29 protein-coding genes and 1 tRNA gene are annotated in these 26,521 nt (G+C 57.5%); 9 read left to right on the forward strand and 21 right to left on the reverse strand.

Annotated elements, in window-relative coordinates:
- Positions 1–16 precede the first annotated feature (16 nt).
- Positions 17–1,249 carry a diguanylate cyclase gene (locus NHF56_RS06485; RefSeq protein ID WP_252802661.1) on the forward strand — a complete coding sequence of 411 codons (1,233 nt, stop codon included), beginning with the start codon at positions 17–19 and terminating at the stop codon, positions 1,247–1,249.
- Positions 1,250–1,261: 12 nt separating this feature from the next.
- Here the strand turns inward: NHF56_RS06485 and NHF56_RS06490 are convergent, their stop codons facing one another.
- Positions 1,262–1,723, reverse strand: coding sequence for an Lrp/AsnC family transcriptional regulator (locus tag NHF56_RS06490; RefSeq protein ID WP_252802663.1), 462 nt, complete (start codon positions 1,721–1,723; stop codon positions 1,262–1,264).
- Positions 1,724–1,887: 164 nt separating this feature from the next.
- On the opposite strand from NHF56_RS06490, the gene ald reads away from it, so the two are divergent.
- On the forward strand, positions 1,888–3,006 hold the full coding sequence (gene ald, locus NHF56_RS06495; protein WP_252802666.1) for an alanine dehydrogenase: 1,119 nt from the start codon (positions 1,888–1,890) through the stop codon (positions 3,004–3,006).
- 204 nt (positions 3,007–3,210) lie between these two features.
- Complete coding sequence (locus tag NHF56_RS06500; RefSeq protein ID WP_252802668.1) at positions 3,211–3,606, forward strand: VOC family protein; 396 nt, start codon at positions 3,211–3,213, stop codon at positions 3,604–3,606.
- Here NHF56_RS06500 and NHF56_RS06505 read toward each other — a convergent pair.
- The 8 genes from NHF56_RS06505 to NHF56_RS06540 all read right to left on the reverse strand — a co-directional run bounded on the left by NHF56_RS06505 (position 3,603) and on the right by NHF56_RS06540 (position 9,744).
- Entirely contained in the window at positions 3,603–4,076 is a 474-nt protein-coding gene (locus tag NHF56_RS06505; RefSeq protein ID WP_252802670.1) for a DUF1203 domain-containing protein, read from the reverse strand. The two genes, NHF56_RS06500 and NHF56_RS06505, sit on opposite strands and share 4 nt — an antisense overlap.
- 93 nt (positions 4,077–4,169) lie before the next feature.
- The gene (locus NHF56_RS06510) at positions 4,170–4,760 is read right to left on the reverse strand and encodes a GNAT family N-acetyltransferase (RefSeq protein WP_252802672.1); all 591 of its coding nucleotides are present in this window, start codon (positions 4,758–4,760) and stop codon (positions 4,170–4,172) included.
- A 4-nt stretch (positions 4,761–4,764) separates the two neighbouring features.
- A complete protein-coding gene (sseA, locus tag NHF56_RS06515) occupies positions 4,765–5,616 on the reverse strand; it encodes a 3-mercaptopyruvate sulfurtransferase (protein WP_252802674.1) in 852 nt (283 codons plus the stop codon).
- A 14-nt stretch (positions 5,617–5,630) separates the two neighbouring features.
- Complete coding sequence (locus NHF56_RS06520) at positions 5,631–6,113, reverse strand: GFA family protein (protein WP_252802676.1); 483 nt, start codon at positions 6,111–6,113, stop codon at positions 5,631–5,633.
- Between the two features lie 27 nt (positions 6,114–6,140).
- Positions 6,141–6,875, reverse strand: a complete 735-nt coding sequence (locus NHF56_RS06525) for an alanyl-tRNA editing protein (protein ID WP_252802678.1) — start codon at positions 6,873–6,875, stop codon at positions 6,141–6,143.
- A 65-nt stretch (positions 6,876–6,940) separates the two neighbouring features.
- Complete coding sequence (locus NHF56_RS06530) at positions 6,941–7,981, reverse strand: cysteine synthase A (RefSeq protein ID WP_252802679.1); 1,041 nt, start codon at positions 7,979–7,981, stop codon at positions 6,941–6,943.
- Between the two features lie 148 nt (positions 7,982–8,129).
- Positions 8,130–8,214: transfer RNA gene (locus NHF56_RS06535), tRNA-Leu, on the reverse strand.
- A 75-nt stretch (positions 8,215–8,289) separates the two neighbouring features.
- Positions 8,290–9,744, reverse strand: coding sequence for a TrkH family potassium uptake protein (locus NHF56_RS06540; protein ID WP_252802681.1), 1,455 nt, complete (start codon positions 9,742–9,744; stop codon positions 8,290–8,292).
- Positions 9,745–9,908: 164 nt separating this feature from the next.
- Here NHF56_RS06540 and ilvA point away from each other — a divergent pair, with 164 nt between their 5' ends.
- Positions 9,909–11,123 carry a threonine ammonia-lyase gene (gene ilvA / locus NHF56_RS06545; RefSeq protein ID WP_252804876.1) on the forward strand — a complete coding sequence of 405 codons (1,215 nt, stop codon included), beginning with the start codon at positions 9,909–9,911 and terminating at the stop codon, positions 11,121–11,123.
- Here the strand turns inward: ilvA and NHF56_RS06550 are convergent.
- Complete coding sequence (locus NHF56_RS06550) at positions 11,116–12,093, reverse strand: carboxylesterase (protein WP_252802683.1); 978 nt, start codon at positions 12,091–12,093, stop codon at positions 11,116–11,118. The genes ilvA and NHF56_RS06550 overlap by 8 nt on opposite strands.
- Positions 12,094–12,261: 168 nt before the next feature.
- Here NHF56_RS06550 and NHF56_RS06555 point away from each other — a divergent pair, with 168 nt between their 5' ends.
- Positions 12,262–12,585 (forward strand): HlyU family transcriptional regulator, encoded by a 324-nt coding sequence (locus NHF56_RS06555; protein WP_252802685.1) that lies wholly within the window; start codon positions 12,262–12,264, stop codon positions 12,583–12,585.
- A 33-nt stretch (positions 12,586–12,618) separates the two neighbouring features.
- On the opposite strand, the gene NHF56_RS06560 is transcribed toward NHF56_RS06555, so the two are convergent.
- The 11 genes from NHF56_RS06560 to NHF56_RS06610 form a co-directional block, all read right to left on the reverse strand.
- On the reverse strand, positions 12,619–13,848 hold the full coding sequence (locus NHF56_RS06560; RefSeq protein ID WP_252802687.1) for a multidrug effflux MFS transporter: 1,230 nt from the start codon (positions 13,846–13,848) through the stop codon (positions 12,619–12,621).
- A complete protein-coding gene (locus NHF56_RS06565; RefSeq protein WP_252802689.1) occupies positions 13,845–15,077 on the reverse strand; it encodes a multidrug effflux MFS transporter in 1,233 nt (410 codons plus the stop codon). The genes NHF56_RS06560 and NHF56_RS06565 overlap by 4 nt, the downstream gene beginning before the upstream one ends.
- Before the next feature lie 207 nt (positions 15,078–15,284).
- Entirely contained in the window at positions 15,285–15,620 is a 336-nt protein-coding gene (gene grxD, locus NHF56_RS06570; RefSeq protein WP_252802691.1) for a Grx4 family monothiol glutaredoxin, read from the reverse strand.
- Positions 15,621–15,713: 93 nt separating this feature from the next.
- Complete coding sequence (purB, locus tag NHF56_RS06575; RefSeq protein WP_252802693.1) at positions 15,714–17,021, reverse strand: adenylosuccinate lyase; 1,308 nt, start codon at positions 17,019–17,021, stop codon at positions 15,714–15,716.
- A 62-nt stretch (positions 17,022–17,083) separates the two neighbouring features.
- Positions 17,084–17,614 carry a hypothetical protein gene (locus NHF56_RS06580; protein ID WP_252802695.1) on the reverse strand — a complete coding sequence of 177 codons (531 nt, stop codon included), beginning with the start codon at positions 17,612–17,614 and terminating at the stop codon, positions 17,084–17,086.
- Positions 17,611–18,357 (reverse strand): DUF2259 domain-containing protein, encoded by a 747-nt coding sequence (locus tag NHF56_RS06585; protein WP_252802697.1) that lies wholly within the window; start codon positions 18,355–18,357, stop codon positions 17,611–17,613. The genes NHF56_RS06580 and NHF56_RS06585 overlap by 4 nt, the downstream gene beginning before the upstream one ends.
- Positions 18,354–19,028, reverse strand: a complete 675-nt coding sequence (gene rpe, locus NHF56_RS06590; RefSeq protein ID WP_252802699.1) for a ribulose-phosphate 3-epimerase — start codon at positions 19,026–19,028, stop codon at positions 18,354–18,356. The genes NHF56_RS06585 and rpe overlap by 4 nt, the downstream gene beginning before the upstream one ends.
- A 105-nt stretch (positions 19,029–19,133) precedes the next feature.
- Positions 19,134–19,892, reverse strand: coding sequence for a Stf0 family sulfotransferase (locus tag NHF56_RS06595; RefSeq protein ID WP_252802701.1), 759 nt, complete (start codon positions 19,890–19,892; stop codon positions 19,134–19,136).
- A 43-nt stretch (positions 19,893–19,935) separates the two neighbouring features.
- Complete coding sequence (mazG, locus tag NHF56_RS06600; RefSeq protein WP_252802703.1) at positions 19,936–20,763, reverse strand: nucleoside triphosphate pyrophosphohydrolase; 828 nt, start codon at positions 20,761–20,763, stop codon at positions 19,936–19,938.
- Between the two features lie 6 nt (positions 20,764–20,769).
- Positions 20,770–21,357, reverse strand: a complete 588-nt coding sequence (locus NHF56_RS06605; RefSeq protein ID WP_252802705.1) for a deaminase — start codon at positions 21,355–21,357, stop codon at positions 20,770–20,772.
- Between the two features lie 94 nt (positions 21,358–21,451).
- Positions 21,452–22,219: a hypothetical protein gene (locus NHF56_RS06610; protein WP_252802707.1), complete on the reverse strand. Its 768-nt coding sequence runs from the start codon at positions 22,217–22,219 to the stop codon at positions 21,452–21,454.
- Between the two features lie 267 nt (positions 22,220–22,486).
- On the opposite strand from NHF56_RS06610, the gene cysG reads away from it, so the two are divergent.
- From cysG to NHF56_RS06630, 4 genes are read left to right on the forward strand one after another with little or no spacing between them, the layout of a single operon-like run.
- The gene (gene cysG / locus NHF56_RS06615) at positions 22,487–23,926 is read left to right on the forward strand and encodes a siroheme synthase CysG (protein ID WP_252802710.1); all 1,440 of its coding nucleotides are present in this window, start codon (positions 22,487–22,489) and stop codon (positions 23,924–23,926) included.
- Positions 23,926–24,231 (forward strand): DUF2849 domain-containing protein, encoded by a 306-nt coding sequence (locus tag NHF56_RS06620; RefSeq protein WP_252802714.1) that lies wholly within the window; start codon positions 23,926–23,928, stop codon positions 24,229–24,231. Before cysG ends, NHF56_RS06620 begins: the two co-directional genes overlap by 1 nt.
- 12 nt (positions 24,232–24,243) lie before the next feature.
- On the forward strand, positions 24,244–25,908 hold the full coding sequence (locus tag NHF56_RS06625; protein ID WP_252802716.1) for a nitrite/sulfite reductase: 1,665 nt from the start codon (positions 24,244–24,246) through the stop codon (positions 25,906–25,908).
- Positions 25,909–25,917: 9 nt separating this feature from the next.
- On the forward strand, positions 25,918–26,430 hold the full coding sequence (locus NHF56_RS06630) for a DUF934 domain-containing protein (protein ID WP_252802718.1): 513 nt from the start codon (positions 25,918–25,920) through the stop codon (positions 26,428–26,430).
- Positions 26,431–26,521 lie beyond the last annotated feature (91 nt).

Below are 26,521 nucleotides of genomic sequence, written 5' to 3' on the forward strand. Positions count from 1 at the left end.
GCCCAACGGGTTTCCTATGTATCAGAATGCATTACTGATTATTTTCGAGTGTATCGTCTATTTTGCTGCGATGGCAGCGCTTTTGCACTTTCGCCGCAAGCTCGGTTTGGGCGTTTTCATCTGCGTGCTCGGGGTCTTTCACTTTCTGGAGACTTACCTCGCTGCAAATCTTGAACTAGAGCTTCTTTTCGGTCTGGCCGCGGTCGGCTCCGTGCCGTTTTTTGCCGGCAAGCTGATGATGTTGCTGGCGCTTTATCTGGAAGAGGATGCTTCTGTTGTCCGCCAGCCGATCTACGGCTTGCTGATCGGAAACTTCCTGGTGGTGGGTGTTGCGGCGCTGTTGCGCCTTCATCTGGTGGTCGGCGAATCGCAGGTGGATTTTTCGTTCCTCGACCAGATGGGTGCCTTGATGGTGTGGGGAACGCTGCTTCTCTACATCGATGCGCTTGGTATCATTCTTCTCTACGAAAAGCTGCGGGCGATGGGCATTGGCGTGCGCATGCTGCGGATTTTCATTGCGGGCAGTGTGATGCTGGCCTTTGACCAGCTCGGGTTCTTTGCGCTGTTGAAATGGCTTTACGATGTCGGTCCTGAGGTTTTCTGGGGCGGATTGGTGGCCAAGATTTTCTGCGCCGGAATTTATGCCTTGATGCTCGGCGTCTTTTTCCACAGCAAGGTTCGTTTCCGGTTGAAGAAACCGCCGCAGGGCGTGGGTGACGTGTTTCAGGACCTGACCTTCCGCGAACGCTATGAGAGCCTGCTGGAACATTCCGGCCTTGATGGTCTGACGGGGGCGCTCAACCGCGACAGGCTGGACACGGACCTGCCCAGGTTCTTCGATGCCGTGGAGAAAAGCGGTGAGAGTGCCTGCGTGGCGATTATCGATATCGATTATTTCAAACAGGTCAACGACCGGCACGGCCATCTGGCCGGGGATGAGGTTTTGAAGACGTTCGCGGCGTTTTTCGTCGACCGTGAGCGGAACGACAATTTGCGGTTTTACCGTTATGGCGGCGAGGAGTTTGTGCTTGTGACGCGCGGCTACCGGCGCGGTACGGCCCATAACAGGCTGGATGCGCTGCGATTGGAACTTGCCGAAGCCGTGCGCGCACCCGATGGCAAGCCCGTGACCTTCAGCGCCGGCGTCGCCGAATATGGCGTCGATGGGCATGACGCCGTCTCGCTTCTGAAAGTGGCCGATATGCGGCTTTACACGGCCAAGTCGACCGGGCGCAACCGGGTGTGCTGAGGGCGGTGCTTTTCAGAGTGCGATATTCGGCCTGTCGATGATTTCACGCAGCGAGAAGGACGAGTTGATCTTCACCACATGGGGAAGGGCGGAAAGCCAGTCGCGGTGAATGCGCTCATAGTCCTCGAGGTCCTTGGCTGCGACGCGCAGGATGTAATCATATTCGCCCGACATGAGATAACAGACGACGATATTGGGGCAGCGTTTGACGGCCGCTTCAAACTCGGACAGCGTTTTGGCGAACTGGCCGGACAGCGAAATGTGCACGATGACCATCATCTTGTAGCCGATGGCCTTGTTGGAAAGGCGGGCGTGATAGCCTGAAATGATGCCGGATTTTTCGAGGATATCGAGGCGGCGGGAGCAGGCCGATGGCGACAGACCGACCTTCTCGGCAAGATCGGCATTGGAGATGCGCCCATTGTCCTGCAGCGTCTTGAGCATCAACATATCGATGCGGTCGAGATCGTTCATCGCAGTTCCTTCGAAAAATACACTCATCTACGCAAGATTATTCGAAAAGCGTGATGGTTGGAAGGGGCCTTTGCAAGGACATTTCGCGCGCTTTTCGGTCTAATCCGCGCATCTGAAGACGCTGTCCGCTGAAGAAGCGGCAATAAAGGAGAGGAACCTCATAAATGATCGTCGGCTGTCCCAAGGAAATCAAGAACCATGAATATCGCGTTGGCCTGACCCCCGGTTCGGTGCGCGAATATGTTGCCCACGGGCATACGGTGATCATCGAGACCGGCGCTGGTCTCGGCATTGGCGCGGATGACGCGGCCTATATGTCTGCAGGTGCCAAGATCGTTGCGAGCGCGGCGGATGTTTTTGCCAAGGCCGACATGGTGGTGAAGGTGAAGGAGCCGCAGCCGTCCGAATGGGTGCAGCTCAAGGAAGGCCAGATCCTTTATACCTATCTTCATCTGGCACCCGATGCCGAGCAGACCAAGGGTCTTGTTGAATCCGGCGTGACGGCGGTGGCCTATGAAACGGTGACGGACGAGCGCGGCGGGTTGCCACTTCTGGCACCCATGTCGGAAGTGGCCGGACGTCTGTCCATCCAGGCTGGCGCGACGGCGCTGCAGAAGGCCAATGGCGGCCTTGGCAAGCTACTGGGCGGTGTGCCGGGCGTTGGGCCGGGCAAGGTCGTTGTCATCGGCGGCGGTGTTGTGGGCCTCCATGCAGCCAAGATGGCTGTTGGGCTTGGTGCAGACGTCACCATTCTTGATCGCTCGCTGCCGCGTCTGCGTCAGCTGGACGATATTTTTGCCGGCCGCGTTCACACTCGTTACTCCTCCATCGAAGCGTTGGAATCGGAAGTCTTCTCCGCTGACATGGTGGTCGGTGCTGTTCTGATCCCCGGTGCGGCTGCGCCGAAGCTGGTGACCCGCGACATGCTGACGGGCATGAAGAAGGGCTCGGTCATCGTGGATGTGGCCATCGACCAGGGCGGATGCTTCGAGACTTCGCATGCGACGACGCATTCGGACCCGACTTTTGTGGTCAATGACGTGGTGCATTATTGCGTGGCCAATATGCCGGGCGCCGTGCCGGTGACGTCTGCGCATGCGCTGAACAATGCAACGCTGGTTCATGGTCTGGCGCTGGCTGACCGTGGCTTGTCGGCGATTGCCGAAGACGTGCACTTGCGCAATGGCCTCAACGTTCACAAGGGCCGGATCACCAACAAGGCCGTTGCTGAAGCCCTCGGCTACGACCTCCTGGCTGCAGACGCAGCGCTGAAAGCTGCCTGAGGAATTGGAAGAACCTGTAAAGCGTCTTCCACTGAACGGCCCGGGATATCCCATCCCCCGGGCCGTTTTTGTTTTTCGTCTGCCTTTCATATGCACCGCTTGTGACCTGCGTGCGATTACGGGCAAGGGCAAAATTCGACAAGGCGTGGATTGCGTGAAATGCTCGCAACGGGTGCTGCCCTAACACAATAAGCGAGGTTTACGATGTTCAGCCATATCATGATCGGTGCCAATGATGTTTCGATCATGGTGGCGTTCTATGACGTCGTTCTGAGCACACTGGGCCTGGTTCGCGACCCGCACGAACCGGCCAATAGTCCCGCCGGCCATATCTGGCAGCGCGGTGGAGAACGATGGCCGCAATTTGCACTCAGGCGGCCATTCGATGGCAGAGCGGCGACGGCGGGAAACGGCGTGCAAATCAGCTTCGCAGCGGCCACGCGGCAAGATGTTCGGACAGCTTGGCGTACCGCGATCAACAATGGCGGCACGGATGAAGGCGAACCCGGTCTTCGCCCTCAATATAACGAGGATTTTTTCGCAGCTTATTGCCGCGATCCCGAAGGCAACAAGCTGTGCTTTGTGCATGCCGGTGATTAGCCGCGATCAATGCGGGCCTGAAAGCAGTTGTTGCGCGCGGAGCGGACATGGACATAGGCGATGTCGCTGCGGGCAAGAAGCTCTTCGGCGCGGGCTTCCATCTTTTCAACAGGTGTGACGGCACCGGTGCCGTAAACGATGCGATCATCCAGACCGTAGCCGCGGAGAATGTAATCAGGGTTCGATTTCAGCACCGGCGGCTGTTCGTACTTTTTTGCGTAACGCGGGCATTCTTCCGCATGAATGAAAATCGGTCCGGTTTCCGCATAGGGCTGCGGGGCTGGAAAGGGGCGATGCGCCAGGATGAGATAGGGTTCGCCTTCGGCAATGAAATCGAGGCAGTGGCGACAGGGCAGGCCGGTACCGTCTGAAATGCGCCTTTCCGGTTTCATGCCATAGGCGTCGTTTCCACCTGATCTGTAACGGCTGGCGTCTTCCGAGGACATGGCCTCGTATCGGATTTTGGACATTGTGTGCTCCTTTCAGGATGCATCATTTGTCCAGAACCGATCGCTCAGCCACCCGTTTCCTGCCTTTGATGTTCCCCGGTCACTTTGAACGTTTCAGCCTTCGCCGGGTTGCGCCATTCCGTTGTCGCGCTTGGCGATGTCCAGGATTTCCTCATCGCTCAAGGGGCGCACGATTGCATCGCTCGTTTCAACGGGCGAAAAGCCGAACATCTGATAAAGCTGCAATGCGCGGGGATGATCGAGGTTGTTGGTGGTGACGGTGACCTTTTGCGGGCTGAAATCCCAGATCGCATAAACCGCCTGCTGCATGAACCACTTGCCAACACCAAGGCCAAGCGCATGTTCCATGAGGCCGAAATGGGTCAGTTCGATCATACCATCAGCCTGTTCGTGAAACTCGAAGAAGCCGGCAGGTGCGCCGTCGATGTAAAGAACATGAATGTGAGCCTCCGGCGCATGCAGGCGTGCGGAAAGTTCCTCATCCGTCATTCGCAACCGATCGACCCAATGCCAACGCGCCCCAACCTGTCGATAAAGAAAACGATAATAGGCGAGCGGGATCGCCTTCACGCGCATGACAGCGGTCTGGATATTGGCCGGGAAGGGCAGGCTTGTCTTGGGCCGGGCCGTCATTTCCAGATGCGTGATATGGGCCTTGAGAGCCTTCGGCTTGGCAGATTTCATGCGTTTATTCCTTGCCCGTTGCCACTGGTGTATCGTCGCGGCCGCCCCACTCGGACCACGAGCCGTCATAAAGCGTGTGATTCTCATGTCCGAGGCTTGTGAGTGCGAGCGAGATGATGGCTGCGGTGACGCCGGACCCGCAGGTGGTGACGACCGGCTTATTCAGGTCAATGCCGGCCGTCTCGATGGTTTCTTTCAGTTCCGACAAGGACTTAAACCTGCCATCGACAGAAAAGACGCCTGAGGGAAGATTTTTTGCACCTGGCATATGGCCTGAGCGCATACCCGCGCGCGGTTCGGGCTCTTCGCCGCTGAAGCGACCCGGCCCACGGGCATCGGCGATCTGCGCGCTGCGGGTCAGGACGATATCCTGCATGGCCTCGAAAGGGGTGATGCGTTCGGGCGAAAAGTGCAGTTCGAAACTTGCTGGCAAGGGTGAGGGCGTTTCATTTTCCAATGGTCTGCCATCGCGTTTCCAGCCGTCCATACCGCCATCCATGACATAGACCTCGCGGGCGCCGAAGAGATGAAAGAGCCACCAAACCCGAGGTGCGGTGAAAATGCCGGGACCATCGTAGACGACGATCGTGTCCTTGTCGCTGATACCGAGAGCCTCGACCTCCGACTTGAAGAATTCCGGCCTGGGGATCGAGTGGGGCAGGCCGGTGGAGTGATCGGCGATCCGATCCTGATCGAAGAACACGGCACCCGGCACGTGCGCCTGAGCATATTCCTGCTTGCCATCGCGCTTTTGGGCGGGGAGATACCAGGACGCATCAACGATTTTCACGCCGGGGCTGCCAAGGCGCTGCTCAACCCAATCGGGCGAGACTATGAAGGGGCTTCGTTCGCTCATGGGTGGCTATCCTCTCAATTTTCCGATTCTTCGGCTGTGCCGGTGCGGTGATGCCAGTCGGCAATCGACTCGTCGGGATAGCCATCGAAGGTTTTGTCATTGGGGCCGATGTCTGGAACGATCCAGCCGGGTTTGGACCCTAACATGATATGGGTTTTTTGTGGTGGCTTTGGCAGCTCGGTGTCAATGGCGGAGGCTTGCGGGTGGATCAGTTCAGGCCAGCGGCTGTCAAAGAGCCAGAGATGCGATCCGCACAGGCGGCAGAAGCGGCGTTCGGCCTGCGATACGCCATCTTCCATCTTTGCCTGATAGGTCGAGAGGTTTTCCGCGCCTTCGATTTCCAGCGTTTCGGCGCGCCCCATGATATTGATGGCATAGCCACCGCTGCCGGCTGTCTTGCGGCAGATCGAACAGTAGCAGCGCTGATAGGGGACGGGGTGGGGGCTGTCACAGGAAAATCGGACGGCTCCGCAATGGCATGATCCTTCAAGATGCATGATATTGTCTCCCTATGCGCAGCGGGTTCAATTGGCCGGCGCTTCGACGAAGCGGATACGGAAGCGGCGGTTTTCCTTGCCCTTCTTTTCGATCTTGCCGATATGGATGGCACCGACCTCCTGGGTTTCGGACACATGGGTGCCGCCACAGGGCTGGCTGTCGATGCTGGCATTTTCGCCAATGCAAACGAGGCTGATGCGCCCCATACCCGTCGGTGGGCGGACGTTTTTCGACTTCACGATGCCGGGATTGGCAGCCAGTTCCTCATCGGTGATCCACTGGACGTAAATCGGGTGGTTTTCGTTCACCAGCGCCATGAGTTTAGCTGTGATATCGGCCTTGTCGATGGTTTCGCTCATGTCGAAATCGACGCGGGAATCATCTTCGCTCACAGATGCGCCGGTGATGGGGTAAGGGCAGACCACGGAAAGAAGGTGGCAGGCCGTGTGCATGCGCATGAGCTTGTAGCGGCGCGGCCAATTGACATGACAGACGAGTTTTTCGCCGATTTCGGGGCGGGGCTCGCCTTCAAAGGGCATGTGGAGAATGACGGATTTGTCGGCGCCGGTGACAGTGACGTCGAGATTTATGCGGCTGCCGTCCTCGCGCTCAAGAAAGCCGTTATCGCCGGGCTGGCCGCCGGAGGTCGCATAAAAGCAGGTCTGGTCCAGCTCGATTGCACCGTTATCATGAACTGCCGTAACGTTTGCTTCGCAGGTTGAAAGATAAAAATCGTCTCGAAACAAAAGTTTGGTGGGCATTGCTAAACTCAGCCTGATGAGGCGGAAACCGGACGATGTCCGGTTTTCGCGCAGGCTGATGCCGCTTAATCCACCGGTTCGAACGGAACCGCGATTTGCGGATTCGTTGTCATCCACTGTGGCACAGGCAGGCCCTTTTCTTCAAGGAAAGCCGGATTGAAAAGTTTCGACTGATAGCGGTTGCCATAGTCGCAAAGGATCGTCACGATGGTGTGGCCGGGACCCATGTCCTTTGCCATGCGGATGGCACCGGCAATGTTGATGCCGGACGAGCCGCCAAGGCAGAGGCCTTCCTTCTGGACGAGATCAAAGATGACCGGCAGGGCTTCTGCATCCGGGATACGGTATGCGAAATCGGGTGAGAAATCCTTCAGGTTTGCCGTGATACGGCCCTGGCCGATGCCTTCGGTGATGGAGGAGCCCGGGGATTTGAATTCGCCATGGGTGTAATATTCAAAAAGGGCTGCACCCTCGGGATCGGCAAGGCCAATCTTGATCTTGCTGTTGAAGCGGCGAAGGCCCGCAGCAACGCCGGCCAGCGTGCCGCCTGAACCGACGGCGCAGATGAAACCATCGACCTTGCCATCGGTATCGTTCCAGATTTCAGGCGCGGTGGTGGCGATATGGGCGTCGCGGTTGGCGACATTGTCGAACTGGTTGGCCCAGATGGCGCCGTTCGGCTCGGTCTTGGCGAGTTCCTCGGCCAAACGCCCGGAAACCTTCACATAGTTGTTGGGGTTCTTGTAGGGAACGGCGGGCACTTCGACGAGTTCAGCGCCCAGAAGGCGCAAGGCGTCCTTCTTTTCCTGGCTCTGTGTTTCGGGAATGACGATCACGGTGCGGTAACCCAGCGCCTTGGCGACCATGGTAAGCCCGATGCCGGTGTTGCCGGCCGTGCCTTCGACAATGACGCCACCGGGTTTCAATAGCCCCTTTTCCTCCGCATCGCGGATGATGAAGAGGGCGGCGCGATCCTTGACCGATTGGCCGGGATTCAAGAACTCAGCCTTGCCGAGAATGGTGCAGCCGGTGGCCTCGGACGCGGATTTCAGCTTGATGAGCGGCGTGTTGCCGATTGCTTCTATGACGCTTGGAAAAACAGCCATTCTTTCTCGCCTTTATTCTCAAATCAAAATTCTGCGCGCAGTTTTGCGACTTCGTGCTGCCAGAGGCAAGCAATAGTGTTTCGCATTTGCGCGCAAAGAGGGCAAATTATCGCGACATATGGTGGTTTTTATATTTGTTGTGGGGTCTTGGTGCGGGCGACGGGACTCGAACCCGTACAGCCTTGGCCGAGGGATTTTAAGTCCCTTGTGTCTACCGATTCCACCACGCCCGCAGTCATCGGTTTGACTAACAAATCAATTCTGTGACGGCAATTGATTATGCGGTGTGGTGGCCGATTTATTGGTTATCAATCGCGCCAGAAGAGGGGGGTGAAGATGACGATGACGGTGAGGACTTCGAGGCGGCCGAGCAGCATGAGGAGCGAGAGCACGTAGAGGACCGTGTCGGGCATGGTGGAGAAGTTGCCGGCGGGGCCGACGATTTCGCCAAGACCGGGGCCGACGTTTGAGAGTGCGGTAATGGAGGCTGTCAGTGCGGTCGTGAGGTCGAAGCCGAAGGCGGAGATGACAGCGGCCCCCAGAAGCCAGAGGAAGAGATAGCTGCTCAGGAAGAGGAAGACCGAGCGCTGGACTTCTTCATCGATGGCGATGTGACCATAGCGGACGCGGTAGATGGCGTTCGGGTAGATCAGCATCTTGAAGCCGGCGCGGATCGTGTTGAAGATCACCACGAAACGATAGGCTTTGATGCCGCCTGCGGTGGAGCCTGAGCAGCCGCCGACGAAGGTTGCGGCGAAAACCAGCGTGACCATGAACGGTCCCCAAAGCGTGTAGTCGAGGCTTGCGTAACCTGTTGTCGACAGAAGCGAGGAAAAGTTGAAGGCCGAGTGTGTCAGTGCGTAGAAGAAATCGGTGCCGTTGGCGATGCGGGCATAAACGGCGGTGGCCACGACGAAGGCAGCCATATAGCCGAGGAACAAAACGATCTGCGGGTCGCGCAATGCATCAAGCCTGCGCCGGACGACGAACAGGATGAGGATCGAAAAGGGCAGGCTGGCCACCGTCATGAAAATGGTCGCAGCCCAGAGCAGGGGCACATTGTTGCCGAAAAAGCCGAAAGACGAATCGTGGGTGGAAAAGCCGCCGGTCGGCAGCGTTGTCAGCGCATGATTGATGGCGTCGAAATGTGACATGCCGAGCAGGTCGTAGGTGATGATGCACAGAACCGTAAGGGCGACATAGATGGCCACAAAGGCGCTTGTGAAGCTTGCAAGGCGGGCAAAGGGTTTGTCGTTGGTGTCGGAGGATTCCATCTTGAAGAAGGCAATGCCGCCGACACGCAGGAAGGGCAAAACGAAGAGGCCCAAAGCCACGATGCCGATACCGCCGAGCCATTGAAGCAGCGAACGCCACATCAAAATGCCTCTGGGCATATTGTCGAGCCCGACCATGACGGTGGAGCCGGTGGTGGTGACGGCGGAAACCGATTCAAAAAAAGCTTTTGCAAACGGCATCTTGGCGGCGATGACCAACGGCACGGCACCGGCCACGGAGAAGGTGAGCCAGAGCACATTGACGAGAAGAAAGCCCATGCGCTTGTTGAAGGCCGGCGGGCGGCCGCGGGTGGCAAGTCCCGCAGACAGCGAGATGCCACCGACGATAAAGGCGGAAAGCGCGAAATTCTGCCAATCGCGGTTGCCGTAATAAAGGTCTGTAATGGCCGGAATGAACATCGCCGTGGCCATGTAGAGGCCGCATAGCGAGGCAATGTAAACCACGGGTCTGATGAAGCTGGAATTCACCTGATTGTCTCTGTCCGGTTTTTCCGCCTACGCCTCGCGTCGCAGAATTTGCCAAAAACTTGTGGCCTGCCAGCCTTGCCTATGCAATAGCGGTCTATGACGACAAAGACAATCGAAGAGTGGTTTTTGTGAACAGGCAAGCCGTAGATCAGGCCGCAGCTGCCATGCGTGGTCTCTTTCCAGAAACGCCGCTGCAGCGCAACGAACATTTGAGCGCGCTTTATGGGGCCGATATCTGGCTGAAGCGTGAGGACTTATCGCCGGTTCGCTCCTACAAGATTCGCGGCGCATTCAATTTCTTCCGCAAGGCACTTGCTGTGGAGACGCCTGCGGAAATGTTCGTGTGCGCGTCAGCCGGAAACCATGCGCAGGGATTTGCCTTCGTGTGCAAGCATTTCGGCGTGCCGGGCGTGGTCTTCATGCCGGTGACCACGCCGCAGCAGAAGATCGCCAAAACACGGATGTTTGGCGGCGAATTCATTACCATCAAGCTGATCGGCGATTTTTTCGATCAATGCTACAAGGCTGCCCAGGATTTTGCCGCCGAAAAAGGTGCCTGCATGGTGCCGCCTTTCGACCATGCCGATATTATCGAGGGCCAGGCGACGATTGCCTCGGAGATCATGGCCCAGTTGCCGGGGAAAGGCTTGCCGGACCTGGTGATCATGCCGGTGGGTGGCGGCGGTCTTTCCTCCGGGCTGACGGGCTATCTGAGCGAGGACCTGCTTGCGGAGAATTTCCTCTTTTGCGAACCGGCGGGTGCACCCAGTCTGAAGCGGGCTCTCGAAGCCGGCGAGCCTGTGACGCTGCCGAAGGTGGATAATTTTGTCGACGGGGCGGCGGTTGCTCGGATTGGGTCGCTGAATTTCCAGGCGCTTTCTCGGTTTTCGGCGGACCAGGTGATGCTGATCGAGGAGAATGCGATCTGCGTTTCGATGATCGACATGTTGAATGTCGAGGGAATCGTGCTGGAGCCTGCCGGCGGACTTTCACTGGCTGCTCTGGAAAAGCTCGGGACTGACCGGTTGAAGGGCAAGACGGTCGTTGCCATCGTTTCGGGCGGTAATTTCGACTTCGAGCGGTTGCCGGATGTGAAGGAAAGGGCGATGCGCTTTTCCGGGCTGAAGAAATATTTCATTCTGCGGCTGCCGCAGAGACCGGGTGCGTTGAAAGACTTCCTGAACCTGCTGGGGCCGGAAGACGATATTGCGCGGTTTGAATATCTGAAGAAATCGGCGCGCAATTTCGGTTCGATCCTGATTGGTATCGAGACGCTGCATCGGGAAAATTTCGATGGTTTGAAAGCCCGGTTTGATGCGGGCGGTCTCGGCTATGAAGATATTACCGACAATGAAATTCTCTCAAGTCTGATTATCTGACCTGCGGTTTGAGCGTTTGCTGCAGCCAATCGGTGATTTTGTCGGCGATGGGCGCGGTCATCTGTGGATTGAGGATATCGCCAGCCAGGACATGCGTGCTTGCGCCTTTGGGATCGCCGACATCATGAAGCTGGTGCGGGCCACCCCAGCGCGCGGCGATCTGGCGGGTACGATCCGGGCGCACAACATCGTCATTTGACGAGATGATGAAGAAGGCCGGCGTAGCGATTTTTTCGACCGGCGTTCTCAGAGCCAGTTTGACCGATTGCGCCATGGGCAGAATGGCAGCGGTGGGATAGTCGTAGGTCCAGTGTCTTGCTTGAGCCTCATTGACAGGTTCAAAACCGCGCCGGGGGCCGAGCAAAACATGAGCCAAGCGTCGCGCCCATGGGCCGGTGAGCAGGAAACTTCCCTGCGCTTGAATGCCGTAATTGGGCGAGAGAAATATCGCCGCGGCCACATTTTTGCTGAGGTCGGGCTGGGAAAGCGCCCATGTGGCGATGGAGCCGCCTGTGGAGGTCGCCATGACGATCACCCTTTCACCGATCCGGTTGCCGATGGCGATTGCTTCGGCGTAGTCGTTGATCCAGCCGTTAAGGTTTGCTTCTTCCATGGCATCGGGGTCTTCGCGCCCATGACCGCGCAGTCGCGTGAAATAGAGATTGGCACCGAGGTTTTTTGCAATCAGATCGGGCAGGGGGCGGACTTCGGCGGCTGTGGCGGAAAATCCGTGAATGTAGATGATGGAATAGGGCGTCATGGTCTTCTCAGCCGGGTTGGCCCAGACGATCTGCTTTTGTGCGCCCGAAGCGATGTCCGACCATGCCGATTCTGTCTTTGAGAGGTATGTGTCGAGGTCATTGTCGAGCCTGTTCGCGCTGAAGTCGAGCGACAGGTCAATCGGCTCGCGCGGGCCGAGGTAATAGGCAACGAGCAGAATCACAATCAGACCGCAAAGTGCCAAGCTCATTCGTCTGATCCAGCGCAGAACATTCATCGTCTCCTCCAGGCGCATGAGATTGCGCCTGATGCTTGATATAGGCAAGGGATGATGTCAGTGAGGTGAAGGACGATTGGGGTTTCGGTTGTGCCGCATTGTCGCTAATGTTGTGCAAGGTTTCTGGAATTGGAGTGTATGATGGCGTCGTTCTTTTCCCGCTTGGGTTCTCTTTTTACCGGTCGTTCCACTGACGATGGTGGGTCTTCAGGAAAAGAGGCGGTGCGCGAGATCAACGGATTGACGGTTGTGGCCGCGCCGATCAAGGAGGGTGGAACCTACCGTATTGCCGGCCGCATCGAAAAAGAGGCCGAAGGCAAGGTTATGGTGCGCAGCTTTATCCGTGCGGATGTCTTCAACAGTCCCGATGAGGCCGTTGAGTTCACCTTCCGCAAGGCAGAGCAGATTATACAACAGAACGGGTCGACGCTTTTCCAGGACGGCGCAGAAGCGCGCAACGTTTGAAGGTTGCGCGTTTGCACAAAGCTCTGAGACCGCTCAGGCGGTCTCGCCCGGGGCTGTAAAAAGGCGGCCCTTTTCCGCAATCAGGACTGAGATGAAGGCGAGTGTGCCGAGCAGGGTGAAGCTCGCGGCCAGCGGGATCTGTGTATTGTCGAACATCTGGCCGACAATGAGGCCGATAATGGCGCCTGTCACCGTTTGCATGAAGCCGAAGGCGGAGGATGCGGTGCCGGCAACGCGGCCCAGTGGTTCCAGAGCCAGTGAGTTCATGTTGGAGGAACACCAGCCGAAGCAGAACATGATGGCTGCAAACAGGCCGAGGAAGACAGCAAAGGGTGGCGTGCCCTGCAGCGCGACCAAAAGCCAGATGCCGCTGAAGGACGTGAAGGCAATAAGGGCGCCCTGCGATAGCCGTCGCTGACCGAAGCGGCGCACGAAGCGGGCATTGAGGAAGGATGAGACGGCCATGAGGATGGCCACCGCCCCAAAGGCCAGCGGAAAGATATCGCCGAGACCATAAATATCGACATAGATCTGCTGGGCGCTGTTGATGAAGCCGAAAAGGCAGGACATCACGAAGGTAGCAGCCAGATTGTAGAAGAAGGCCGAGCGGCTGGACAGGACGATGATGAAGCCTTCACCAATGGCGGATGCGGTGAGAGGGCGTCTGTTTTCGGGGGTCAGGGTTTCGTCAAAGCGAAGCAGCGTCCAGACGAAGACGATGAGCGTGCCGATGCCCATGGCGATGAAAATCATATGCCAGCTGGCGACAAGCAGAATGAGTTGGCCAAGCCCCGGCGCAATGACCGGAATGGCCATGAACACCATGAAAATGAGCGACATGACCTCTGCCATTTCACGGGAGTGGTAGCGGTCGCGGATGGAGGCCTGAACGGAAATACGCGTGGAGGCGGCACCGAGGCCCTGCAGGAACCGCAGGGCGACAAGGGTGATGAAATCGGGTGCGAAAACACAGGCGACGCAGGTGACCAGGTAGAGCAGCAGACCCGCAACGAGCGGCGGCTTGCGCCCGAAACGGTCGGCAAGGGGCCCGAGGATGAGTTGCGCGATGCCGAAGCCGATCAGGTAGAAAGATATGACGAACTGACGCTCGTTTTCGCTCGCCACGCCAAGCTCAGCCGCCATGTCCGGCAAGGCCGGCAACATGATGTCGATGGCCATCGAATTGATCGAGAACAACGAAGCGCACAGAATGATGAATTCCCGCTTGGGGATCAGGGCTTTGCCCGGGTTTGCTACTATCATGATCTTACCGGAAATACCTTGCCGCGTTCTGCCCAGGCGACGACTAAAAGCGCGCCCGTGCTGCCGAGGAAAATGGACAAAGCCAAAGGCTGGATTGTGCCGTTATAGGATTGGCCGACGAAGCCACCAATGAGAGCCGCCAACATGGTGGACGAAGCGCCGACAATGGCCGCACCCATGCCTGCCATTTTGCCAAGTGGTTCGAGTGAAATGGCTATGGCGTTGCCCTGCATGATGCTGACCGAGCCGAGGGAAAGCGAGAGTACGGGGAAAAGCAGGGAGAAGCTGGGCGCCGACTGAAGGCTTGCAAGCAGAAGGACGAAACCGAGAATGGCATTGATGGCGATGGAAGTGTGAACAACCATGCGGGCGCCAAAGATGCGAATGAAGCGGGCGGAGGAAAGCGAAATGATGGCCGACACCATGGCCGTTCCTGCAAAGGCGACGGGAAAAAGTTCGCCCAGCGCGTATAGCTCGCCAAAGATTTGCTGAACCGACAGGATGAAAGCAAAAAGACCGGAAAAGGACAGGGTTGCGGCAACCGTGTAGCCGATGGTGAGGCGCGTGCTGATGACGGTTCTGAAACTCTGGGCCATGTCTTTCAACGCCAGGGTTCTCCTATCATCCGGATCGATGGTTTCGCGCAATCTGAATACGGTCCACAATGCAGCGAGGGAGGCGATGGAGGCGAGGAACCAGAAAATAGCATGCCAGCCCCAGAGACCGCCGATTGTCTGACCGACAAAGGGGGCTGCCATGGGCACAAGCATGAAAAGCGTCATGACAAAGGTCATGATCCGGCCCATGGCGTCGCCGGCAAAACAATCACGCACCATGGCTGAAACAACCGAACGCAAGGCAGCGCCGCCCAAACCCTGGATAAAGCGCCAGAGGAGCAGCTGTTCGAAAGAGCCGGCCAGCGCCGAGCCCGCAGAGCCGGCGATGTGAAAGGCAAGTCCGGTCAAAAGCAGTGCCTTGCGACCGAAGCGATCAGAAAGCGGCGCAAAAATAAGCTGCCCGCCCGCGAAGGCAAGCGAGAAGGCCAGAACCACAAACTGACGATCATTGGGGTCCTCGATTGCAAAGCTCTTGCCGATTTCCGGCAGCAGCGGCAGCATGATATCGATGGACATGGCACCCATGGATGTCAGCAAAGCTGCCAGCGCGATAAATTCCGCGACGGTGAGATTGGCGCGATCGACGAAGCCGTCGCGAGGTGCTTGCTTCAATACTTTCGGCATGGGTTTTTTGATTTGGCGTGGCGAGGCAAAAGAAAAAAACTTCCTCGACTCACACCTGTCATAGACACTTAATACATATTTCTGATTGTTATTCTAAATAACATTTATGGCAAAGCGCAAAGTTTTGATCAATCTGCGTGCCACAGGTGTAGCGGGAGGAAACAAGGGGCCTTAAAGCCCCTTGTTGCCGGTGCCTCAGGCCGCCCCGCGGACTTCAATGCCCGCCGACTTCAGGTGTTCCTGAAGTTCGCCTGCCTGGAACATTTCACGGATAATGTCGCAGCCGCCGACAAATTCGCCCTTGATGTAGAGCTGCGGGATGGTCGGCCAGTTGGAATATTCCTTGATGCCCTGGCGGATGTCGTCATCGGCCAGAACATTGATACCTTTGTAGTCGACGCCGACATAGTCCAGGATCTGGGCAACCTGGCCGGAGAAACCACATTGCGGAAACTGCGGGGTGCCCTTCATGAAAAGCACGACGTCGTTGGACTTGACTTCGTTGTCGATGAATTCGTTGACTGCGCTCATTTTTTCAATCCTTTCGCGGGTTCAAGTGCCCGGTGGTTTGATGACTGTTGTCTATAGATAGCACGGCTTTGGAATAATTCCAGAGTCGATGCCTCAGCTTTCACCGAAGACCCGATTGAAAATCGTGTCAACATGCTTTGTATGATAGCCGAGATCGAATTTCTCGCGGATGGTTTCCTCGGAGAGTGCGGCGCGGACTTCTTCATCGGCGAGCAGTTCTTCCAGGAAGTCCTTGCCCTGTTCCCACACTTTCATGGCGTTGCGCTGGACCAGACGGTAGGCATCCTCGCGCGAAACACCGGCCTGGGTGAGGGCCAGCAGTACGCGCTGCGAATGGACCAGACCTTTGAACTTGTTGAGGTTGGCCATCATGTTGTCGGGGTAGACGACGAGCTTTTCAATCACGCCGGCGAGACGATTGAGCGCGAAATCAAGCGTGATAGTGGTGTCCGGGCCGATGCCGCGCTCGACGGAGGAATGCGAGATATCGCGCTCATGCCACAGCGCCACGTTTTCGAGCGCCGGGATGACCGACATGCGAACCAGCCGGGCAAGGCCGGTGAGGTTTTCCGTCAGCACCGGATTGCGCTTGTGCGGCATGGCAGACGAGCCTTTCTGGCCCGGAGAGAAGAACTCTTCGGCTTCTAGAACTTCGGTGCGCTGCATGTGGCGGATTTCGATGGCGACGTTTTCGATGGAGGAGGCAATGACGCCGAGGGTGGCGAAGAACATGGCGTGACGATCACGCGGGATGACCTGCGTGGACACCGGCTCGGGCTTGAGGCCAAGGGCTTCGCAGACGTGTTCTTCAACACGCGGGTCGATATTGGCGAAGGTGCCGACAGCGCCGGAGATTGCGCCTGTGGCGATTTCTTCGCGCGCGGCTTCCAGACGCTTCCTGTTGCGCTCCATCTCGGCATAGAAACGCGCGAATGTGATGCCCATGGTGGTGGGCTCGGCATGGATGCCATGGCTGCGGCCGATGCGGATCGTGTCCTTGTGTTCGAAAGCGCGCTTCTTCAGGGCAGCCAGAAGCTTGTCCATGTCGGCAAGCAGGATGTCGGCTGCGCGGGTGAGCTGGACATTGAAACAGGTGTCGAGAACGTCTGATGAGGTCATGCCCTGATGGACGAAGCGGCTGTCAGGACCGATGAATTCGGCAAGGTGGGTGAGGAAGGCGATGACGTCGTGCTTGGTGACGGCTTCGATTGCGTCGATCTTGTCGACGTCGAATTCCGCGGCAGAGCCTTTTTCCCAGATGTTTTTGGCCGATTCTGTGGGGATGACGCCGAGTTCCGCCAGCGCGTTGCAGGCATGCGCCTCGATCTCGAACCAGATGCGGAACTTGGTGGCCTGAGACCAGATATCGACCATTTCGGGGCGGGAATAACGGGGGATCATGGGGCTCGCTTTCGGCTGTCACGGGAAGGTTGACCGCGCAATAGCAGACCTTTTCACCAATCTCAACGCATGCGACGGGCAAGCCACAGGCTGGCGATCACAAGCGCCAGAATTCCGACGGGAAAATAGAGCCGCACGCCGGCCACCAGGAACTGGAAAACGCCCGACGCAGAGGTTTCGGCAAACTGGTAAAGGCCGATTCGGGTGGTGATCGGCATATGCGTGTCGGCGAAAATCAGCCGGAACTGCTGGGAGAAGACAAAGGCGGTCATGGCGAGCGTGCAACCGGCAATAATGACAAGCGCAAGAACGAAGCGGACCGGCGGTGAACAACCAAGCGCCATGAAGCGCGTGACATAGAGGGCGAAAGGCCAGGCAAACAGGCCGCCAAGCAGGTAGATCGTGGCGAGCTCATATTCCTTGCCGGAAATGCCGCGAAAATAAAACCAGAGACCGGCCATCGCGGCGGCGAACATGGCAATTGCCCAGACGATTCCGCCGCGCCAGACATCGGCCCATGACGGCAATGCGCGCCGGAAGCGGTGAAAGAAGCCGGAACCGGCTTCGGGTGTTTCGGTGGTATCGGATTTCAATGCAGCGTCCTTACGGGAACCGCGATCCAGCGCAAATCGTAACCCTCGAAACCAAAGCTGCGCACCTGCACGAGCGCCATGTGGAGGCTGGTGTCGGTATCGCTCAGCGCTACACCGCCAAGGCGATAACCGCCGACGCAGCCGCGGCTTTCGGGAACGCGCGTATCGGCATAGACGGTGGCGTCGGTGGGTTTGCCATCCTGCTGGGTGAAACGCAGCTTGAAACCGCCAAATTGATCGCTCAGACCCTGGCAGCGTTCGGGCGTGGAAAAGGCGACCTGATCCAGCTTGAGCGTATAGGCGCCGGTGATCGGGCGGTCCAACTGTATCGTGTAATAGCTGATTTCATCGTCCGGCGGGCCGATCTCGCTGACCGGATTGAAAGCTGCGAGGAAACCGGGATTTTCCGCAATCTGGTATGTCTCGAGAAGCGCCTGTGCCGCCTTTGCGGAACGCGCGCGGGCTTCGGAGACGGGGGGAAGCGCGCCATCGGCTTCATCGTCGTTGAGGATCACGCGATAGGGGGTGCCGGGCAGGTAGGCATCCTTTACGGTGTCGATGACAAAGATGGTGGAATAGGGAAAGCCCGAGCCGTCCTGAACGCCGTATTCTTCGAAGGCAAAGACCTTGGCATCAGGCGAAAAGCCGAGAATGTCGATGCGCGACACATCTGCGCAGTACGCCGCGCCCGACGTGACAGTCAGGCTGATTGCGGCGGCAAGGCAGGCGGCAGCAGGTTTCAACGGGCGTCCTCAGCGGCTTTGCGGATAGATTGAATGTTTTGACGGTAAGCGTCAACGCTGCCGCCCTTGTAAACGGCGGAACCGGCGACGAAGGCATTGACACCGGCGGCTGCGGCAGCCGGTGCGGTTTCCGGCGTAATGCCGCCGTCGATTTCGAGATCAATCGGGCGATCGCCGATCATCTGGTTGATACGACGGGCCTTTTCGACAACAGCGGGAATGAATTTCTGGCCGCCGAAGCCGGGGTTCACGCTCATGACCAGCACGAGGTCCAGTTCATCCATGACATATTCGATAACCGATTCCGGCGTGCCGGGATTGATGGAAACACCCGCCTTTTTGCCAAGCGCGCGAATGGCCTGCAGCGAGCGGTGCAGGTGTGGACCGGCTTCGGCGTGAACGGTGATGATGTCGCAACCGGCTTTTGCAAAGGCTTCCAGGTATGGGTCAGCGGGCGAGATCATGAGGTGACAGTCGAAGGTCGCATCTGTGTGCGGGCGCAGCGCCTTGATGACGTCGGGGCCGTAGGAAATATTCGGCACGAAATGACCGTCCATGACATCGAGGTGAATCCAGTCGGCGCCGGCTTCAACCACATCGCGGACTTCCTGCCCAAGCTTGGAAAAATCAGAGGCCAGTATGGATGGAGCGATACGAATGGGGCGGGCCATGGGTGTTTCCTCAAAAGATGCGCTTTGCTGTGGCGCGCTCTAGCATGCAATGCAGCAAAGGCAAAGGTTTGGTGAAGTTAGCCCACAAGGTTACGAAGTGTTTGATCAGCTGATATTGTATTGTTGACGAAAACGCGCGGCCCATTGGCGGTTGGTCTCGTCGGCGAGTTTGGCGACGCCGGGGGTCACGCTATCGGCTGCGTCTGGATCGAGGCCAAGCTGTTTCAGGACGTGACGAAGCGTTGCGATGGGGTCTGCAGAAAGTGCCTCATAGGTCAGGCTGATGGGTTCGATCTTCTCGGCCTGGAACCAATTTTTCCATTTCCGGTCGTAATCGAGGAAGGTTTCGTAATGGCGGCGGATGGTTTCTCCGTCATAGCCAGGTTTGTCCGTGGGTTCCTCACGTTCGATCTCCGTGCCGTCAGGTGCCTTGTGCCACAAGCCTGTTTTTTCAGCGATGGTGATGGAGACAGCCTGCTCGACCTTGTCGAGACGAGTGAGATAGATGAAGCGCGTTCTGCCAAAGGCCATTTCGAAGATCTCACGGTCGCTCTTGGCGTCGGGATAAAGAATGGCGGACTTTTCGAGGAAGAAATCAAAACTGCGTCTCTGCTGACGCAAACCGAAAATGCCGGTGTCGAGGGTGCCTTTGGCAATCACGGTGCGGAAAATATATTCCAGCGTTTCGCGTTCACTGCCGCCTTGATCCTCAAGTTCCAGTTCATCCAGCCATTCGGCGACGGAGAGATCGTAAAAGTAGGATTTGGGATTGCCGCAAATGCCGGTGGCGGCGAGAAGCTTGCACAGAAGGGTGCTGCCGCTGCGAGGCGAGGTGCAGATGACGTAGGAATCGAAGTCCGCCATGTGGTGTTTTCCTCAATCCGTGGTCAGCATCAAACGCCGAGCATTATAGCTGACGTTCGATCTGCTTGGCCGCGACCCAAAGCTCTTCCATCCGCTCCAGCGTTGCCGTGTCGATATCTTCGCCGTTGGCATCAAGTGTCTTTTCAATATGGGAAAAGCGGCGGCGGAATTTTTCGTTGGTGCCTCGTAGCGCCATTTCCGGATCGGCTTTCACGTGGCGGCCGATATTGACGACGGCGAAGAGCAGGTCGCCGAGTTCGTCCTGAACGGCTGACCTGTTGCCGCTTGCAAGGGCTGCGCGCAATTCGCCGATTTCCTCTTCGATCTTGTCGAGGATCGGTTCTGGCTCGGACCAGTCAAAGCCCACCTTGGCGGCCTTTTCCTGGATTTTGATGGCCTCCGTCAGCGCCGGGAAGGAACGCTGGACAGAGGCGAGGAGGCCGGTTTCCTCTTCGACATAACCTGCGGCCCTGCGGCGTTCGGCGCGTTCGCGCTTTTCCTCCGCCTTGATTTCATCCCACTGGATTTTCACTGCACTTTCGTCTTTTGCATCGGAGACGGCAAAAACATGCGGATGGCGGCGGATCATCTTCTTAGTGATGGTCTCAACGACATCGCCAAAGGCAAAATCGCCGGCTTCCTCGGCCATGCGGGCGTGAAAGACGACCTGCAGAAGGAGGTCTCCCAGTTCCTCGCAGAGATCAACCATATCGGCGCGCTCAATGGCGTCCGCAACTTCATAGGCTTCCTCAAGCGTATAGGGTTTGATCGAAGCAAAATCCTGCTTGATATCCCAAGGGCAGCCGGTTTCAGGATCGCGCAGCGCGGCCATGATGTCGATGAGGCGGGAAATGTCTTTGGAGGCTTGCATGTTTCTTCAGTTCAGCGGAATGGAATTGCCGGATTTTGAATCCTGGTAGATGCCGGAGAGACGGTCATACTCGCGCTTGATGCGGGCAGTCTGTTCCTCGAGTGATGCGCGGTCTGCATCCGGCGTGGCTGCGACCAGATCGCCGATATAGAAGCTTTTCCAGAAGGCATTCTGGCGCCGGTATCCGCCGGGCTCCAGTCCATAAAGTTCCTTCATGATCTTCAGATCATGGGGAATGGCGAAAGCATCGCGGCTGTCCTCGTGGCTGTAGAAATAATAATAGTTGTCGAAACCCGCCCAGGTGATGGCCGACATGCACATGGTGCAGGGTTCGTGGGTGGACAGAAAGATCAGGTCCTTTGTTTCGGGGCGCTCCGGCATTTCGTAGAACTGTTTCAGCGTATGCACCTCGCCATGCCAGAGCGGGTTTTCCGTCTCGTTGTTGGTGCCGGCAATGACGAGTGAGAGATCGGATTTGCGCAGCAATGCGGCACCGAACACTTTCGCGCCGCCGGAGACGCCGCCTTTGGTGAGCGGGAGAATGTCTTTCTCTATGACGTCAAGCAGACGTGCCGGTGAGGCGGTTTCGGACAATTTGAGCTCCCGTGGCTGATTTGATTTGAACACAAGAGACGCCTGACCTGCGATGAAATCAAGTCAGAAGACGCTTTGTGCACGGCAAACCGTATCAACGGAAGGACTTGAGAAGGCTCATCAGCAAGGCCTTGTCCTCACTGAGCGACCGGCTGCCATAATAGACCTTATTGTAGAGCGTGACGTCATTTTCCAGGACCGCTTCTATGACTTCGCCGTCCACCATGCCTTGGACGGTGGTGCCTTTCCTGGACACAGGCTCTCCGCCGGTTGGGTCAATGATCTGGAGGCTTCCAGTGACCAACAGGTCGTCATGGCGGGCAAAGAAACTGTAGAACAATCCTCTGGTCTTGAATGGTGTTCCGGCTTTCGGTGGTATTTCGGCTTCGATCAGATAGGTTGTGTCGAAGCCCGGCACGGAAGCGGATTGGACCTGTGAGACATTCGCATATTCGCCCTTGGCGACCGTACCCTCACGGTAAATCTCAGCGGTTCGCTTGACGATCTTGTCAAGGTCCTCGCCGGTTCGATTGGTTCCATCCTTGCGGACGGAATGTCGGCAATCGACGAGAACATGGACCGCCGGCTGAAAGGTGACGGCATCGAAGGGACGCCGGACTACCTTGGGGTCGGAGGCGAAGGTATATGTGTATTTCATGACGCCGCCCGTCATCGATTTCGATGTACTCTCGGTGATCCATGTTTTGTCAGCACCGAAGGAAAAGCCGCATTCTGAAACGGGTTGTTGAGTGGGCTCATAATACACGATGTTGGGATCGTATTTTTCCGCCGCAATTGCCGTCGGATGCTGCTGTGCAAGCGCAAGAAAAGTCATGATGCAGACAATGAACATGTGGCGCATGGCAAGGCCTCGAAATTAATAGTTTGATCATGTAAAAACAGGTTCTCAGTATCGGTGCAACGATAGCCGTGGCGGGGTTGCGCGGCAAGCAAAAAAGACCCTCTCGGCGGGATGATGACCCGTGGTTTGCGCCCAACGCCCATTTGCTCGCATCCGCTGTTATTTGAGCAAAGAATTGTCCTTGTCGGACCTCATCGCGCATTTTTGTTTCTTTGTTTTGGCCATGCCGGAGGCGATACTGCGGGCATGATGACGAAAGCTGAATCAATGTCTGAGAAAAGCGAATTGCTGAATACTTTCCCGGCCTTTTTCCGCGTGGCGGAGCGGCATGTGACGGTATTCGGCGATGGTGAGGAAGCCTTTGCCAAGGTGCGGCTGTTGCTGAACACGAAAGCGGGCATTCGCGTTGTCGCCGATGCGCCGGAACTGTCGTTCTCGAAACTGATCGGACGCGAAAATATAGCCGTTTTTGCCGAAAGCGATGTCGAGGCAGCGCTTGATGGTGCCGTAATGGTTTTTGCGGCAACGGGTGATGCGGCGCGTGACCGGGCGATTGTTGATCGTGCGCGGGAATTGAAGATACCGGCCAATGCGGTTGACCAGCCGGACTATTGCGACTTTTACACGCCGGCTCTGGTGAACCGTGCGCCGGTGGCCGTCGCGATCGGCACTGAAGGCGCGGGGCCTGTTCTGGCGCAGATGATCCGTGCGCAGATCGATCAGCTGCTTTCTCCTTCCATGGGACGGCTGGCCCGGCTGGCGATCGACTATCGGTCAGCCGTTGAGCGGATGCGCGAAAAGGGCGCGCCGCGCCGCAGCTTCTGGCGGACCTTCTTTTCCGGCCCGATTGCGCGTGCCGTTGCCAATAACGACATCGTGGAAGCGCGCCGCGAGGCAACGCAGCTTCTTCTGAAGAAGGATAAGGCGTCCGCTGGCTATGTTTGGCTGGTGGGTGCCGGACCTGGCGCGGAAGACCTGCTGACCTTGAGGGCGCAGCGCGTAATGATGGAAGCCGATGTGCTGGTTTTCGATGCGCTGGTTCCCGAATCGATTGTGAATATGGGCCGCCGCGATGCGATCCGCATTTCGGTCGGCAAGCGCAAGGGATGCCATTCGAAATCGCAGGACGAGATCAATGACCTGCTGGTGGAACTGGCGCAGGATGGAAAGCGCGTTGTGCGGCTGAAGTCGGGCGATCCCTTGGTTTATGGCCGGGCGGCTGAAGAAATGGCGGCACTGCGCGAAGCCGGGATAGCTTACGAAATTGTTCCAGGCATCACCTCGGCCTTTGCGGCTGCGGCCGATTTCGAGCTTCCGCTGACGCTGCGTGGTGTGGCTTCGTCGCTCGTCTTTACGACAGGCCACGATATGAAGGGCGATATTTTGCCGGATTGGGCGCGTCTTGCGGTTTCCGGCGCGACGATTGCCGTCTATATGGGACGCACGGTTGCTGCCTCTGTCGCCGAACGGCTGATGGAGGGCGGTATGCCCAGTGAAACAACCGTGGCCGTGGTGGAAAACGCCAGCCGCGACGGACAACGCCTTTTGCATGGCACGCTGAAAGACCTTCCGGCGCTTGAGCACCGCGATGAACTGACCGGACCGGTGATGGTGATCATTGGCGAGGCGGTCGCGGGTGCCAATTTCGCCAGATCGACACCGCTGGCGCAGGGCGTCGGCAAACACGTATTTGAGGGAGTTAATTGATGACGGCCAAGGTTTTGACCGCCAACCGCCTGACCGATGGCATAGCCGTGTGGTGGAGCGCCAAGGGTGAATGGCAAACGGTGTTGCAGGGCGCACTTGTGGCCAACGATGATGAGGCTGCGGCTGCCCTGGAGGCGATCGGCAAGCGCGACCTTGCGGCCAACCTGGTTGTCGATGTGGCCCTGATTGACGTGAATGTGGTTGATGGCGTTTTGAAGCCTTTGCGCCTTCGCGAGCGCATTCGTGCGGACGGCCCGACCATTGAATATGCGCCGACCTGCCGCGCCAAAGAAGAAGCGGCCTGAGGATTTTTACAGATGTATCGTTACGATGAATTTGACCATGAATTTGTGCGCGAGCGCGTGGCGCAGTTTAGTGACCAGGTGGCGCGCCGGCTGGCGGGTGAGATCAGCGAGGATGCGTTCAAGCCGCTGCGCCTGATGAACGGCGTTTATCTGCAGCTGCATGCCTATATGCTGCGCGTGGCCATTCCATATGGCACGCTGAATTCAAAGCAGATGCGCATGCTTGGCCATATCGCGCGCAAGTATGACCGCGGTTACGGCCATTTCACCACGCGGCAGAACATCCAGTATAACTGGCCGAAGCTCTCCGACATTCCGGCGATCCTGGAAGACCTGGCCTCCGTTGAAATGCACGCGATCCAGACATCGGGCAACTGCATTCGCAACGTGACCTCGGATCAGTTTGCCGGTGCAGCGGCGGATGAAATTGCCGATCCGCGGCCTTATGCGGAAATTCTGCGCCAGTGGTCTTCCGTCCACCCGGAATTTTCCTTCCTGCCGCGCAAGTTCAAGATTGCCATTACCGGCGCGCCGAATGACCGTGCGGCCATTCAGGTGCATGATATTGGTCTGCAGCTGGTGACGAACGACAAGGGCGAAATCGGTTTTGCCGTCTATATCGGCGGCGGGCAGGGGCGTACGCCGCTTGTTGCCAAGAAGGTGCGTGACTTCCTGCCGGAAGAGGACCTGCTTTCCTATACGACCGCTATTGTGCGCGTTTACAACCTGCATGGCCGTCGCGATAACAAGTACAAGGCGCGCATCAAGATCCTCGTGCACGAAACCGGCATTGAAGAACTGAAGGCGCAGATCGAGGCTGAATTCGCGCATCTGAAGGATAGCGAGCTGAAGCTGCCGGAAGCCGATGTGGACGCGATTACCCGCTATTTTGCGATGCCCGATCTGCCTGAGCGTCCGGAAGGCTGGGCGCAGCTGGCTGCCTGGAAGAAGGCCGATGCGGAATTTGCGCGCTGGCTGACCCAGAACGTGCGCCCGCACAAGAACCCGGATTATGCATCGGTGACCATTTCGCTGAAGCCGATTGGCGGCATTCCGGGTGACGCCACGGATGAGCAGATGGAGCTGGTGGCTGATCTTGCCGAAGAATACGGCTTCGATGAGCTGCGCATCAGCCATGAGCAGAATATCATTCTGCCGCACGTGGCGATGGCCGACCTGGAAGCCGTTTACCGGGCGCTGAAATCAGGTGGGCTGGCAACGGGCAATATCGGCTTTATCACCGACATGATCGCCTGTCCGGGGCTCGACTATTGCGCGCTTGCCAATGCGCGCTCCATTCCGGTTGCCCAGGCGATTTCCGAGCGTTTCGGTTCGCCGGAGCGTCAGGCGGAGATCGGTGAGCTGAAAATCAAGATCTCCGGCTGCATCAATGCCTGCGGACACCACCATGTGGGCCATATCGGTCTGCTGGGCGTGGAAAAGAAGGGTGAAGAGCTCTACCAGATCACGCTTGGTGGTTCGGCGGATGAGAATACGTCCATCGGTGAAATCCTCGGCCGTGGCTTCGAGCCGGAAAAGGTAACGGATGCGATCGAAACGATTGTCGATACCTATCTGGCGATCCGCAAGGATCCGTCGGAGATCTTTATCGAAACCTATCGCCGGGTTGGCGCGCAGCCGTTCAAGGACGCGCTTTATCCTGCCAAAGCCGCCTGAGGTGTGACCATGACGAAAATCTGGAAAGAGAGCGGCTTTGTGGAGGGCGACAACTGGGTTGTCGAAACCGATGAGGTCAGTGCGTCTGAGGGCGAGCGTGCCTTGCTTGGGTTGCCGCAGTTCATCGAAAAGGCGGAAAACAGCAACGATGTCGGGCTTGGTGTGCTGATCCGCCCGGCTGACGATGTGCGTGAGTTGATGCCCTTTATCGACCGCATCGCGCTGGTCGCTGTCGATTTTCCGGCGTTCAATGACGGCCGCGCTTTCGGGCATGCATCACTGTTGCGCGAGCGGTTGCAGTACAAGGGTGAAATCCGGGCGATCGGCGATGTGCTGATCGACCAGATTCCGCTGATGTTGCGTTGCGGGATTGACAGTTTTGCTGTGAAGAACGAGACAGCTCTGAAGCGCCTCGAAGAAGGGCGACTTCCCGGTATTTCGCGGCACTACCAGCCAGCCGCCGGTCGTGAGACTGCCGAAGGCGGTTATAGCTGGCGGCGCAAGGCGCGCAGTGTGGCGTAATATTCATAAAACACGATGTATTGTGTTGCCGTTTGACAGAAGTCAATGAAGATTGCAGTGCAATGATGGCATTTTTGCTTGGCTCATACGC

Source organism: Rhizobium sp. L1K21 (assembly GCF_024055895.1).
GTDB lineage: Bacteria > Pseudomonadota > Alphaproteobacteria > Rhizobiales > Rhizobiaceae > Ensifer_A.